The organism is Bacteroides sp. AF32-8BH, from assembly GCF_003435205.1.
In the GTDB taxonomy this organism is placed as follows: Bacteria; Bacteroidota; Bacteroidia; order Bacteroidales; family Bacteroidaceae; genus Bacteroides; species Bacteroides ovatus.
This window is the reverse complement of sequence record NZ_QVLZ01000031.1, coordinates 17,702-32,245: the sequence shown is the minus strand read 5'-3', so window position 1 is coordinate 32,245 and position 14,544 is coordinate 17,702. Positions and strand designations below refer to the sequence as shown.

Genomic DNA, 14,544 nt, shown 5'->3' with positions numbered 1-14,544 from the left:
AATCTATGGTATTATACGTTAAACGATTGAATGATTAATATCCCGGATTTTGTACCAGATTTGAATTCAGGTTGATTTGATTTCTTGGAATCGCCCACAAATAATCTCCCTTAGTAAATGCACAGTCGGATGATTTGAGGAGCACTACACAAGGTAATTTGCCTTTACCTGTTTCCACTTCTTCCGTCCCCTTCGTAAAGATAGCCGGATTGAAAGCACTGGTAGCGTTCCCGTTTTCGTCTACAAATGCTGTCGGATAGCTGGCATTACCTACTACCGCACCGCAACGAGACTCATTCAGATTCTTCTCCGCAATGCCCCAACGTTTCAGGTCGTCACAACGGAAACCTTCCATATAGAGTTCCAAAGCACGTTCACGACGGATCTCATCCAACATTACCTGATTGACTGTCTTAGTCGCATTTGCCGGCACTCCTTCCTGAATTCGCTTTGCCAATGCATTTGTTAGGTTAGCAATTCCCGCACGGGCACGGATTTTATTTATCGACTTATTCAACTGGTCATCTGATATTTCACCATAGCGTTCCATCACGGCTTCGGCATAGTTCAGGTATACTTCTGCTAACCGAAGTACCGGATAATTAGCCGATTCATCTTTACTTTGACGTTGAATATCAGTAATAGCAAACTTAGAAACACCATACCCACAGCTCTCAACTGTCAGGCTCGTTGAATATGAACCCACATAAGAAGTCAAACGGAAATCCCGGTTCTGAAATTCATCCCCCGGATTCTTATACCCCTGAAACTTATCGGACATGCTAACCGGAAGCCCGTCAGTGCATAAAAACATATCAATCAATTTCCGGCTGGGACGCATATCCGTATAAATCACCTGATTCAAATCAACCTGTCCTTTACGCGTTTCCTGACTATATACAGAAGCTATGATAAATTCCTTGTTCGTCGCTCTTCCTGCACCGGCAGGATTGCTAGCTTCTTCTTCAATATTAAACAGATAACGGCTACTCAAATTTTTCATTGCTGCTACATTATTATAATTCCAAAGAGAATAAGCAGCATCCCCCATCACTATTTCGGATAGTTGAACAGATTCTTCCAAGAAAGTATTTACCTGATCGGAAGCCGGACCGGCAGAACCTTCAAAATCAGTAGAAGTGCCATTGTACTTACGCCAGGTAGCTTCATAAAGTAACACGCGAGCCTTAAATGCCTGTGCAGCCTGTTTGCTGATTTTACCTTTGTCGGCAGAGGTTATATTCTGTTCCAACGGCAACCCTGCAATAGCCTCATCCAAATCGGAAAGAATCAAGTTGACAACCTCATAACGGCTGTTACGTTTTCCATATAACTCCGGTGAAGTCACGTCGAGAACTTTCGTAACGACAGGCACTCCACCAAAAAACTTCAATAAGTAAAAATAGTTATAGGCACGGAAAAAATGACCTTCGGCTAATTCTTTTTTAATATCCGCTAAATTACCTGTATAGGAAGAAACTGCTCTTTCAAACATGTGATTAGTGGCACGAATATTACCATAGCAATTACCCCAACGGCTATCGTCATTAGGAACTCCCATCACACCGGTCCCCACACCATACGAATATCTGAAACAAGTAGAAAGATCGGATGCCGCATCCATGTGATCGAATATACTTCCATAGGAAGACTGCCATCCCAATAATTGCCCGTAAAGCCCGTTAGCATATTCACGGAAATGCTCCGGAGTTTTGAAATAAATCACATCTGTCTTGGCATCCAGTGGTTCCAAGTCAAGGAACGTATTCACGCATGAAGAAAATCCCAATGCGCAGGTGCAAATTAATATATAGTTCGTTATCTTTTTCATATCTTCTATTCTGTATTTAATTTTCCATAGCTACTATAAAGTGATGTTCAGACCGAACGACCAAGTACGTGCAAACGGGTATCCACTGTTGTTGGAGGCTGCTCCCATTTCCGGGTCGAAACCGTCTCGAATACTGGTAGCTTCCCATAAATCATTACCAGAGAAGTAAACACGCACTTTTTCCAGTTTCACCTTGCGCGTCCATATCTGCGGCAATGTGTAGCCGACTATTAATGTTTTCAAACGGATATAGCGGTTATTCTGCATCATAAAGTCGTTATTCTGATAATTCCAGCGTGCGAGATTCGCATTGGTAGTCAAGCGAGGGAATTCAGCATTCGGATTGCTCTCTGTCCATGTCTTTCCCAAATATGTCGGGTTCTGATTGGCAGTACGTGTTTGAAAAGGATAAGCCATCCAGTCATTACGGATAACATACTGCTTGCCGACACCTTGGAACATTGCGTTCACATCAATACCTTTCCATGATCCTCCCAGTGTGAAACCGAAAACAAAATGTGGATTGGAGTCACCGAGATATTGCAAATCGCTATTTTCATTCCCTGCACCGGAAATCTTATAATCACCATTCAAATCCAAACGTTTGGTATCACCTGGACGCAACCGGCTTGCACTTCCTGCTCCTACACCAGTCAAATCTTCTTTACCCTCTCCATAGAGTGCATAATAGCGGTCTACTTCTGCCTGATCTTTAAAGTAACCATCTGTGCGATAAAGGAAGTACGAATTCAATGGATACCCATTCACAGCTGCATTCCAACCAGCCCCATAAGAATCTGCTCCTTCCATCTCTTTCAACAGACTCTTTGTATCACCAATATTAAAGTTGGCATAGTAAGAAAAGTCTTTAATCTGATCGCGCCATCCAATAGTGAATTCCCAACCTTTTACATTCAAATGACCACTATTCGTTTTAGGAGATTTACCTCCTAATACGCCCGGATAGGTGACATTCACCAACATACCGGTATTATCTTTTATAAAATAATCGAATGTAGCTTTCAAACGATTATCGAAAAAGTTAAGATCGATACCGAAGTTTTTTTGTGAAACTTTCTCCCAAGTACGGTCATAAGAAATTAAACCGCCAAAACCTGAAGATACCTGGTTGGCAGGTATAGTTCCAAAACCGGCCGTCCCAAGAGAAACAGTAGATACATAATCGTAATCGCCCAGCCCAACATCATTACCTGAGCTACCATAACTTAAACGCAGCTTACCAAAAGAAAGAACTGGCTTTAGAAATTCTACAAATTGTTCTTCCGAGAACGCCCAGCCCAAAGAAACGGAACCGAAGCTCTTAAAACGATAACCGGGAGCAAACTTGGAATTTCCGTCACGACGCCCCATCAATTCAACCATATATTTTTCCGCATAGTTATAATTCAAACGGGCAATATATGAATAGGTACCATTATGAGTCTTTCCTCCACCGTTACCCTGTGTACCCGTAGCCAAATTCAAATCGTAAATTCCGGCATCCTCAAACTTCTCACGGGCGGTAACAACTTTCTTAGTCACCCATTTCTCGGCATTGATGCCGAACATAGCATCTATATTATGTACTTCGGCAAATGTACGCTTATATTTCAATAACCCTGAATAGTACTGATACCGGGCATTATTTGCCTGTACCAAATATCCCGGCTGATGGGAATCTTTAAAATTCAGCACATCTTGCGGAGTACTAAGGGTTTGTGTTGTTTCATATACTAACTTCGCCGTCTGCTCGCCGAACCAATTGTAACACTGTACCGGAAGCGAATAGCGTTCTCTGCGATATTCCTCATTTTGAAATGAAGCAGTACCCTCGAAAGTGATTCCTTTCCAAATATCCACCAATGCTTTAAAATCGACACGAGTAGTCAACTTCTCTCTCTCGTCACGTCCACCATCCGTTGTAGCTGCTGCCGCATTGCGATCACCTACATTACCGAAGTTAGCGTACCATTGTCCATAGGGATTTTTTGCCGGGAAAAACGGAGCATCGTTTCCGTAAAGTGTACGGTCGATACCATGTGTGGGTGTTTCGGTATTTGTTTTAATCATACTGGCTAAAGTCTCCAGTTTGAACCAATCAGTCAATTTGATGCCGTAGTTTAAGCGCAAGTTCAACTGTTTCTGTCCGTCATAGGCTGTAGCCAGATTAGCCTGGTTATCAGCATAAGCTAATGAAATGCGGTAATCGGATTTATCCGTAGAACCTGCTACACTCAAGTTATGCTGGTAAGAATAACGGCGGGCAAACAATTCATCCAGGCGATTGGCATTACCAACGAACATCGTACCCCAATCGGCTACAGTCGACTCATAAATACCTTCAATGCCTTGAGCCATCTTCTTCAGGTTTTCTTCTCCCCAGCCCCACCAGTCATGTTCCGGCATTTCTTTATTGGCTTCCAGCCACATGGAAGCATATTCCTGCATACTGGGAGAGAAAGCCATAATACCATTGGTAGTGAAACGCATATTGAAGCCATAATCAACCGTTGTCTTGCCTTTACCTTTTTTGGTAGTAACCAAGATAACGCCATTAGCTGCTTTCGCCCCATAAATGGAAGCTGAACCGTCTTTCAATACACTAATATTCTCAATATCATCCGAGTTTAGATTTTGGAATGACTCTGAATTCAATACGGGTACTCCATCCACAATAATCAACGGACTACCGCCATTGACAGATGTCAGACCACGAATCTGGAAATTTAAACCTTCATTACCCGGACGTGAGGAAGAACGAGTGACTACCAAACCCGGAGTGGCTCCTTGCAGAGCAGCACCGACATTGGTAATGGCACGACTTTCCAATACCTGGCTACCAATTTGTTCTACCGCCCCTGTCAACGTCGCTTTTTTCTGCGTGCCATAACCCACTACAACAACCTCGTCCAGTGCATTATTATCTTCCTTTAATACCACTTTAAAATCAGAGCGGCCATGAAGGTTAATAATCTGATCTACATATCCGATATAGCTAACTTTTATCTGTTTGGCATCAGCAGGAATATTCAGCGTAAACCGACCGTCAATATCGGTAATTACTCCTGCATTGCTTCCTATGACCACTACATTACAACCAATCAGTGGTTCACCATTCGCATCTGTCACAAGTCCTTTGATGATGCGGCCCGTCTGGACTACCATCAAACTCTCTTCTACAGAATCATTTGCATAGAGCAATACACCGGGCGAACCACCCAGCAGCATGGCGAAAGCCAATGCGACTCCTTTTGAACATAAGAATTTGGATTTAATTTCCATAATACTATTAAATTGTTAAAGTTAATATGTGTTTTTCCGAATCTGGTATTTAACCGACTTTGGAGAATTCATTTTTCAAATAAGTACGAACCGTTTTACGAGCCAGTAATAATTGACATTCTACTGTACGGGGAGATAAGGACAGCTTTCCTGCAATGGCAGGACAAGAGAGTTCATGATTGAAACTAAGTTCATAAATCTGACGGCGTTTAACAGGAAGAGCTTCCATAACCTGGTCATGCATCTTCTTTAGTTCACGAAAATGAATGGTATCTTCTGTGGTATTCCGACTGGTGTCTTCCATCCTATTATATATGTAGGCGACGAAATCTTCCTGTTTATAATAACGACGGATTTTATCGGTTACTATATTGCGAGCGATGGTAAAAAGCAAAGACCAGACTGTATCTTTGTTCACGAATGCCCTGTGTTCCCATAAGCGGACAAAGACATCCTGTGCCAAATCTTCCGCTTCATGCGGATGGCAAATGCGGATAGCGATATAGTTCTTGATATACTCCTTATATTTAAGATAGCATTCAGAGAAGAAGTCGTCAAATGTAGCTTGCTGTTTATTCATGGCATTAAATTTATCCGTTTAACGATGATACAAAAGTAGGAACAAGTTTCAAATTCAAATACCACAAAAGTAACAGATAACAAAACTATCGTAACAAGCGTGTATTTTTGCAAAAACTTCCCATTTCATCGGGATAAATCTAACCGTTACACCAATAAAAAAGGGGATGTCGTTACATTTGACGACTCCCCTGTTCTTATATTTGCATGGATGAAAGCTTTCATCCGGAAGGATTCATTATTTATTTTCCTGTGATGCCTGGAAATCCGGTATACGTTTTACGTTCGCACCTTTCATCACACCTCTTTTGATCGCTTCATTCGTATCGGTGATTTCTTTCTTCACACGTTTATAGTATTCTTTTGTCAGTCCTTTCTCTACTGCTTCCGATTCTGTTACGGCCCAAAGATACTGATAATCCATCAACATCAAATCCGGTGCCACTATTTTAAAGAAAACACTATCATTTGCAAATTTTTCACGTAAGTCTCCCAAATAGATGGTATCTGCAGGATTTACCTCCTTAACATTTGCATTATTTTTTGAACTGCTACCTCCGCAAGAGGATAACATCAAACCTCCTACCAATGAAATTAAAACTAATACTTTCATATCAACATATATTATAAAATAAAACTTCTTCTGCCCCAATGTGAACAAGAACTTACAATTATCTCACTTATTCAGCGCAAATGTAATAATTAAACTACAAACACAGGCACAATGTCATTCTTTTCTTCCCGATTCCTCGGCATATTGCTTGGGAAGCATACCGAACATTTCTCTAAAACACTTCGAGAAATAGCTGGGTGAACTGAATCCTACCCGGTTCGCTATTTCAACAATCGGCAACTGACTTCCTTGTAATAATTGTGCCGCCCGTTTCAAACGGATGCTGCGAATAAAGTCTGTCGGTGTGTGTCCGGTGATGGATTGTAACTTACGGTAAAGGCTCATACGCACCATCCCCAGATCGCCACTCAATTCTTCTACGCCATATTCCGGATTATCCATGTTCTTTTCTATGTATTCCAGACACTTCTGTATGAGCTGCTCGTCTACTGAAGTAATGGTGATAGCACTCGGATTTACTTCTATGTTCTTACGGAATTCTTGTTTTCTCTTTTCCTGCTGCTCTATCAGCTTTTCAATGCGTACCATCAGCATATCAAAGTTGAAAGGTTTCGACATATAAGAGTCTGCTCCTACTTCATAGCTGTTAATCTTGATGTCATCGGCAGTACGGGCTGTCAATAATATCACAGGTATATGGGATGTCTGCACGTTCGTCTTGATCCGACGGCAAAGCTCGATACCGTCTACTTTTGGCATCATGATGTCACTGATAATCAAGTTCGGGTTTTCCTCTATCGCTTTCCGCTCTCCTTCCTCGCCGTCTGCCGCTTCAATAATCTGATAGAAATCTTCCAGCTGTTCTTTCAGGAAAGTACGGAATTCCTGATTGTCCTCCACTAACAACAGTTTCTTCAGGTTATCATCGACTGTAGATGTAGTGGTTTCTTTCTCTTTAACATCTGATGCTTCCGTTCCGATGATTTCTTCCGGCAGTTCGTCCGGTTCCGGTTTCAGGTCCATCGGCAACCAAACGGTGAATACTGATCCACGATCTATCCGGCTGTCCACTTTAATACGGCCACCATGTATATTTACATATTCCCTTACCAAATGAAGTCCGATGCCACTACCTATTTTTTCGTCTCCTTCATTTCCTACCTGATAGAAACGGTCGAAGATATAAGGAAGGTCTGATTCGGATATTCCGATTCCAGTGTCGGATACGGATATTCTCACGTAGTTTCTTCCTTCTATTTCTTCTGTTGCAAGCAGTAAGTCGACCGTCCCGCCTTCCGGCGTATATTTGAAGGCATTGGACAAAAGATTATTCACAATCTTATGTACCTTATCCCGGTCGAAGAACATATAAAGCGCTCTATGTTCCGATTGGTTCACAAAGTTAAGGTGCTTCTCTACTGCCATTGGCATGAAGTTGTTATAGGCAGAAACAATAAATTCCTCCATATCGCCGTTCATCAGATGCAACCTCTCTCCTTTCATTTCCAGTTTGCGGAAATCGAGTAGCTGATTCACCAATGACAATAGGTTTTGAGCATTCTTATAGATGGTATTCAGTTGTTTTTTCATCGCATCGTCTGTCAATCGACGTATCACCATGTCTAATGGCGTGATAATCAATGTCAGCGGAGTGCGGAGTTCATGGCTTATATTTGTGAAGAAGCGGAATTTCATCTGATCCAGTTCTTCTTTCTGCTTCAACGCTTCCTCTTCTTGCATACGAATCATCTTCTGCCGGTTGCGGCGGTTTATTACGTAGATCAACCCGAAGATTAAGAGAATAACTAAAATTGCATAGAAAAAACGAGCGGCCAGTGTATCCCAGAACGGGGGATGAATTACAATTTTGAATGCAGACTCCGGTCCCCATATCCGGTCGTTTCCGGCAGCGGACACACGGAAAATGTATTCGCCCGAAGGGAGATTATTATAGACCACACGTCCTTGTCCATTCTCAAAAAGGGTTTCCGTCCATTCTTTGTCAAATCCTTCCAGTTGGTAACGGAAAGAGGTTTGAGAAGGATTAGGGAAGTTCAGACCGGAGAACTCAAGTGTAATATAGTTCTCATCATATTTTAATTGTACTTCGCCCGAATAACTTAATGCTTTATCAAATAAGACACGTCCGTTATATGTTTCGCCCGAAACAACCGGAACATTAAACAAGCGGAATGAGGTAAACAGAGGACGATTGAGGCACTGATTATCTATCATGTTTTCTGGTGAGAAAGCGATAAAGCCGTTCATCAGCCCCAGGAAAAGCTGATTGTCCCTGGTCATTAACGAAGGGAAACTATATAAATCATCCTGACGGATTTCATCTTCCGACAGACAGCTGATTACATGAAAGCTGTATTTATTTGCTCTTCTGTCTACTTTTATCTTATAAATAGAAGTGACTGTCGAAATCCATATATCATGGTTCTTATCTTCCACTACGTTCAGGATAGCTTTAGACAGACCTTCTTCTTTCCCTAATGTGTAGCTTTGCCCATTGTAAGTCAAAACGCTCAAGCCATATTGTGTAGCAAACCATAAAGTTCCCTCATGGTCTTTGAGTATCTGATTATACTTGATACTTCCCTGATTGAATATAGAATTAGCCTGGCCATCTTCCTCCGGTATCCATATTTTATTCGTTGCAGGATCGTAAATGTAGAGTCCGTTATCACTGCCTACGACCAACCGGGATTGATTATCTATGGCCAATGCATTCGCTACTTTGTATTTTTTGAGTTCGGGAAACTGTTCGGACAATAAGTTTATTTGCCCGTTTTCAGGATTAAATAATCCTACACCCCCATATATACTTACCCACAATCGACCGGAAGAATCTTCGACCATGACACGGATATTACTGAAATCCAATTCATTCTGATAATCCGTATCGGGATAATCGTAAGATTGTACCTTTCCATGATCTATGCAGTAGAGCCCATCGTGGTATGTTCCGACCCAAACACGCTTCTTGCTATCCTCATAAAGTACACGGCAATTCTTCTGACTGAATTCATGATAGAATCTGTTCATGCTTTTAGTCTCCGGTTCATAGCGATAGACACCCTGCGTAGTACCCATCAGAATTTCTCCTTTAGATGTTTCGAGCATACAGCGGATTTCCTCTCCTTTCCAGTCGCCATTTATCATCTTCTTATTGTACAGCACTATTTTATTCATGCTGGGATGATAATAACACATTCCCTGATTATAAAGTCCTATCCAAACGGAATTATTTTCCCGGTCGCAATAGATGCTTTGAATACCGTTTCGTACTGTATTACCTGATAATAAAGGAATATCCAGTGTCCGGGTTACAGAGAAATTGTGCATATCAATGACATAGAATCCATCGATAACGGTTCCTACCCATGCATTTCCACCTTTATCCACATCCATAGAAGTAAACCATGAATAGTGTCCGAGTTGGATACCTGAAATTTGGTTCCATTTTTTATTATAGACATCATAATAGCCTACTCCACGATCCCACATCAACCAAAAGTCACCATTATCGAGTATCTTCAAAACCACACGGTCATCCGGTTTCAGTTGGTCTTTCAGGAAATCAAGTTGATGCACGAAACGTTTCTTTTCTAAATCGTAGCAACGGATAGCCCCTTTCTGATGAACCATCCAACTGTATTTTCCATGACTTTCTACTCCGAGTAATCCTCCATAGTATTCCATAAACTCATCATTCCTACAAACCTGTTCGATTGATTTTGTCTCTGCATCGTACATATAGACAGAGGAACCCGGCGTCAGAAACCAACAATGTTTCTCTGAATCAATAATCAGGTCCGCCACTTTATCCTTTAAGCCGAATTGTTGAAATAAAGAATCTACGTTATAGATGTACTGTTCGGTAGTCAAATCGAAGACGCGTAGGCTCTTGCGTTCTTTCATCCACAAACGTTTGTCGGCATCAATATATTGTTCGGGAATAATATGGTTATATGCTATCGAATATTCGCCATGAATATTGAAAGGGAAATTTGAATAGTTCGCACCATCATACAGGCTTAATAACACAGTACTTCGCACACCGATACGTCCGTCGGGAATGGGGAAAACGCTTTTTACATAGTTATCCGGTAATCCTTCGACAACTCCAATCTGGCGGAATACATAAGGGGATTCTTGCGAGCTAATATAACCCGGATACAATAATCCCATTAGTATGATTAACAAACATATTCGAATTTTCATGGCCATCTTTTTTTGTAGTACTATTATTAAGTACGAACGAAGAATCAAATCCCCTTATCCTACTTTACTATTATTTTCTGAATTTCGAGTTTATCTCCGGCTTGCTCTATCTGTAAACGAAGTACACAAGCTCCTGCGGGAAGAGTGAGTTTTCCTATTTCTCTTTCCGTCCATTGTATAGAACTGGGTAATTGCATGGGTTCTGTCTTTACTTCTGAATCAGAAGCTACGGACAATAAAGAATTTCCTTTTGATTGATAAACAAGATAAACGGTATAATCTCCATCGGTAGGAATACTTACAGTATAATTCATCCATTCTCCATCTTCTATTTGGGTAACGACGTAATTATCTTCTTCTTTTCGTAGCTCTACTGCTCCGTCAGGTCTGTATTCGTTGCCACGTTTCTTTCCTACATTGTGATAGGTATGCCCTTCGGGATCTTCCGCAAGACAATAATAATCGTAATCGGCAGCCGATATTTCACTAGGTAGCAAATGAATTCCTGATACACGCTTTCCCGTAGAGAAAGAAACGGGATCGCCTGCCATCCAGGGAGTCAATCGCTTGGTCAATGTTCCCCAGCCAGTCCATTCATAAAACCAGTTAGGTGCTATCCCCCAGTTTTCGCAACCGTGATGTTCTATCATATAATCACGGTAACGTTTCAACCAGGTATAGTTGTTCTCCGGCAATCCAGCACGTACTGCATAATGCGCCAATGCCATTTCACGAGTTCCGCCACTACCTGCTACGTCTCCACGTCCGTGAGGAGATACGGCTACGGATTCCCAACGTCCACTACGGCTTTTTATCTGGAGAAATTTTCCGTTCTCAAAGGTAACTTCATTTGAATTCTTACTATAACTTGTCGGTTCCCAAGGCTCTTTTTGCTCTTCATAGGTCTGGACTTTAGAGAGGTTATAACGATAGTTCCATTCCAAACCAAGAAGCAAACGGTTATTGAGACAATTATACAAAGAATCTCCCTGATTCCATGCCATTTCTGCGATAGCTACATAATTGTGGATACCTGCCAATACATGTCCCTGGTCGCGACTCGACTCCTGACATTGACCGTTTGGATAGATATAATACTGTAGCTGTTCATCGTATCCATAATCTGAAATCTTGTTTTCTCTTCCTTCCAATTTATAATCAAGCATGGTTGGTGATTTCTTAATCGGTTCTTTGCTAGTGACCGTCGGTCCTGAAGGATAAGGTAAATCATCCGGTCGATGCTTCATTCCCAATAAATAACGGTAAGCACGGTCATACATTACTTCGTTATCTAAGTAAATCCCCATTGCCATCATTCCACGAGCAGCGAAAAGTCCTTGATTACCAAACCTTGCGGCATCGAAATTAAAAATATTCCAATAGAATGTAACTCCGTTCTTTGAATCATCCCAGTAATTTGCATATTTGGAAGAGAAATCTTCCGTATTGCTATATCCAGGATAGACCAACATATTTTTAAAACGTTGCTGGTCTTCTACTTTCCAACCGGAATAATCACGCATTAATTCGGCGGCATCAATTAAAAGGTAAATCTTTCCGTTATCTAATGGTCCTGTTCCACGACTACTTGTATTGGTATAATAAGAATTAGCATTCAGATATTCGACCGCTTTACGGGCATAAGCCTCATCGCCCGTCAGATGCCAAAGCAATGCTAAGTCATGTGCCCGCCTGCCATCTACTCCGATAGTAGCATTAAAACGTCCTTCTCTGATTTGTTTTCCCCGATTGATAACTTGCGTATTGAGTGAAGAATAGGGAGATTCCTTTAATTTCAGAAAAGTAGAATAATAAGGCTCATGTTTCGCCTTGACCATAGCTTTCATCCGGTCTAAATCACCTTGGGTATAGGTGATTCCGGGATGGATAAAGTTACGTCGTTGCGCTTGCACTCCATTTTGAATATTCCCAATCCATACAATCCCAATAATCCATATAATTTTGTTAATCATAGTGCGATTCGTTTTTTATACAAGTGATAAGCAAAGATAGTATTTAGTAATAAAAAGGAGTTCAAAGTGAATGAAACATTTACTTTGATTAGCATAAACCCGGGAATAAAACTCTTGTATTTATACTCATGGTTCTCTTCCAGACTCCTTAATTCTGATTCCAGTGCAGCTTTGCTCTCATCTATTAATAGATAAGTTATTATCTTCCTATTGCAAAGTTCTTTCCTTCTAATACTAAAGTTACTCTTATCTAATAGAAATCTATAATTGCAAGCTTTGATTATAAAAACGAAAGTTTCATTTATATAATTGCAAGTTCTAATTATATAAATGAAACTTGCATTTATAGTTTATGTTTAACCTAAAGAAAGTTTGATATTAGAAGAAAAGAAGTTTGCACCTAATACAAAGAGATTTTTCCATTCATACTTCATATACCAGATTATGCTATTTGACTGTGATATTCTTTATGTATTCATTCGTGATAAAATCATCTATATTTTTCATCTTCATGCCGTTGATAATCACATTATCGAAGATGATATTCTTGACGGAACGTTCTTTATCAAACCCTTTCAATAGAGATGGATTCTCCCCTACTCCATTATAAATGATATTCCGAAAAATAATATCTTCAATTCCCCGGCCGGGTTGCTTATCATACTTTGAATTGAAACGAACATTAATATGAAACAATCTTCCCTCCTGGATATTCTCTACACGGATATCCTCAAATAATGCCTTGCGTACCAAGTTTTTATCACCGCAATCCACTGCCATACAGCCCTGATAAAGAAGATCATCTTCATCATGTTCCAGAATATCGACATTACGGACAGTTATATTCTCAAGAATCTCTCCAGCCTTATCGTCCGGGTTACCGTGTCCTCCAATGTTGATCGGATGAGCAATATCCGCCCAAAGGATTGAATTCTGTAAAGTCACGTTACGACTTCCTCCGTAATAGTTCCAGCGATGGGCATAGATGGCAATACAATCATCACTGTTCCGCATAAAAACATTGTCTATTAATACGTCACTGCAACACATCAGATCTATGCCATCACTCCATCCTTTACAACTAAAAGACTTTAAATTATTGATGGTCAACCCTGTAGACTCACCACCAAATACTGTATAGTGATCTGGATTTATAACTGTAATACCGTCAATCCATATATTTTTAGAATGAGTAACTTCTATTCCACGGATCGGATGGTCGAGAATACCACGCCCGACAATGCGTACATTTTCAGCTTTGTCAATCAATAATTTAGCTTTTACAACAGCTCCGGGAGCTAAATAAACAGTAGTATTGGAAGGAATCTGTATCTGTGTGTTCGGCAAATCTTTCGGACGATGGACACCCGGTCCGAAATACATTACTTTGTCACTGCTTTCAGTATAAGTTTCTGTTTCCAAAGGATTAGCAAACAAATGAAGATTATGCAAACGATCACCGTTAAACTCAATCGACAGGCATTGAGGTCTAGTGAGTGTAAAAAAGATAGCATTGTGGTTTACCGTATGTTGTATACCTATTGCTAACGGACGGATTTTCACATCCTGAATGGTGCCATTGTTCTTTTTCACCATCACTTCTACGGGACTGCCTATATCAAACTGTACCATTGAAGCAGATTGTACCCGATCCATATCTACTTGGACTTCATATTCGAATACATCTTTCCATTCACCGCCTGCTTCACGTACTTTGACTGTATAATCATCATTATGTGGCATACCAGTGTTCAATCCTTCCGGATAGGTTACTAATTGGGCATTCCCGAATGTCGAAAATGCAATAGCTATTGCTAACAAACATTTTCTTTTACCTGATAAAACTCCTACTATATTCATATCACTAAACTATGTTATATTTTAATTATTCTGTTTATTGAAGTTCTTTCTAAAACTATACTTTCTATTCCACCCAGGTTGGCAAACTGGTAACAGAAACTATAGAAAAAATAACCAATGCAAAAAATCTCCTTTATTGTCTATTACGAACAATAAAGGAGATTTACCTAGAACATTCCAGTTTTTTCTGTCTTCTTATTTTTTACTTTTTACAT

Annotated in this window: 7 protein-coding genes; all 7 read right to left on the bottom strand. The window is 40.5% G+C overall.

The features are described 5' to 3' along the window. Positions 1-34: 34 nt before the first annotated feature. The gene (locus DWZ47_RS20325; RefSeq protein ID WP_117514434.1) at positions 35-1,831 is read right to left on the bottom strand and encodes a RagB/SusD family nutrient uptake outer membrane protein; all 1,797 of its coding nucleotides are present in this window, start codon (positions 1,829-1,831) and stop codon (positions 35-37) included. A 33-nt stretch (positions 1,832-1,864) separates the two neighbouring features. Continuing rightward, on the bottom strand, positions 1,865-5,113 hold the full coding sequence (locus tag DWZ47_RS20320; protein ID WP_004302350.1) for a SusC/RagA family TonB-linked outer membrane protein: 3,249 nt from the start codon (positions 5,111-5,113) through the stop codon (positions 1,865-1,867). A 49-nt stretch (positions 5,114-5,162) separates the two neighbouring features. Further along, positions 5,163-5,693 carry a sigma-70 family RNA polymerase sigma factor gene (locus DWZ47_RS20315; protein WP_004302348.1) on the bottom strand — a complete coding sequence of 177 codons (531 nt, stop codon included), beginning with the start codon at positions 5,691-5,693 and terminating at the stop codon, positions 5,163-5,165. A 237-nt stretch (positions 5,694-5,930) separates the two neighbouring features. Continuing rightward, a complete protein-coding gene (locus DWZ47_RS20310) occupies positions 5,931-6,305 on the bottom strand; it encodes a hypothetical protein (protein ID WP_004305864.1) in 375 nt (124 codons plus the stop codon). A gap of 114 nt (positions 6,306-6,419) precedes the next feature. Continuing rightward, the gene (locus DWZ47_RS20305) at positions 6,420-10,496 is read right to left on the bottom strand and encodes a hybrid sensor histidine kinase/response regulator transcription factor (RefSeq protein ID WP_117514466.1); all 4,077 of its coding nucleotides are present in this window, start codon (positions 10,494-10,496) and stop codon (positions 6,420-6,422) included. A 59-nt stretch (positions 10,497-10,555) separates the two neighbouring features. Beyond that, positions 10,556-12,469, bottom strand: a complete 1,914-nt coding sequence (locus DWZ47_RS20300; protein ID WP_074707765.1) for an alginate lyase family protein — start codon at positions 12,467-12,469, stop codon at positions 10,556-10,558. A gap of 447 nt (positions 12,470-12,916) precedes the next feature. Further along, positions 12,917-14,329, bottom strand: a complete 1,413-nt coding sequence (locus tag DWZ47_RS20295) for a glycosyl hydrolase family 28 protein (RefSeq protein ID WP_004325484.1) — start codon at positions 14,327-14,329, stop codon at positions 12,917-12,919. Positions 14,330-14,544: the final 215 nt, after the last annotated feature.

What these genes read in the sequence shown, in the direction of transcription:
- DWZ47_RS20325 (WP_117514434.1), bottom strand. Translation starts at nt 1,831, where the DNA reads ATGAAAAAGATAACGAACTATATATTAATTTGCACCTGCGCATTGGGA.
- DWZ47_RS20320 (WP_004302350.1), bottom strand. Translation starts at nt 5,113, where the DNA reads ATGGAAATTAAATCCAAATTCTTATGTTCAAAAGGAGTCGCATTGGCT.
- DWZ47_RS20315 (WP_004302348.1), bottom strand. Translation starts at nt 5,693, where the DNA reads ATGAATAAACAGCAAGCTACATTTGACGACTTCTTCTCTGAATGCTAT.
- DWZ47_RS20310 (WP_004305864.1), bottom strand. Translation starts at nt 6,305, where the DNA reads ATGAAAGTATTAGTTTTAATTTCATTGGTAGGAGGTTTGATGTTATCC.
- DWZ47_RS20305 (WP_117514466.1), bottom strand. Translation starts at nt 10,496, where the DNA reads ATGAAAATTCGAATATGTTTGTTAATCATACTAATGGGATTATTGTAT.
- DWZ47_RS20300 (WP_074707765.1), bottom strand. Translation starts at nt 12,469, where the DNA reads ATGATTAACAAAATTATATGGATTATTGGGATTGTATGGATTGGGAAT.
- DWZ47_RS20295 (WP_004325484.1), bottom strand. Translation starts at nt 14,329, where the DNA reads ATGAATATAGTAGGAGTTTTATCAGGTAAAAGAAAATGTTTGTTAGCA.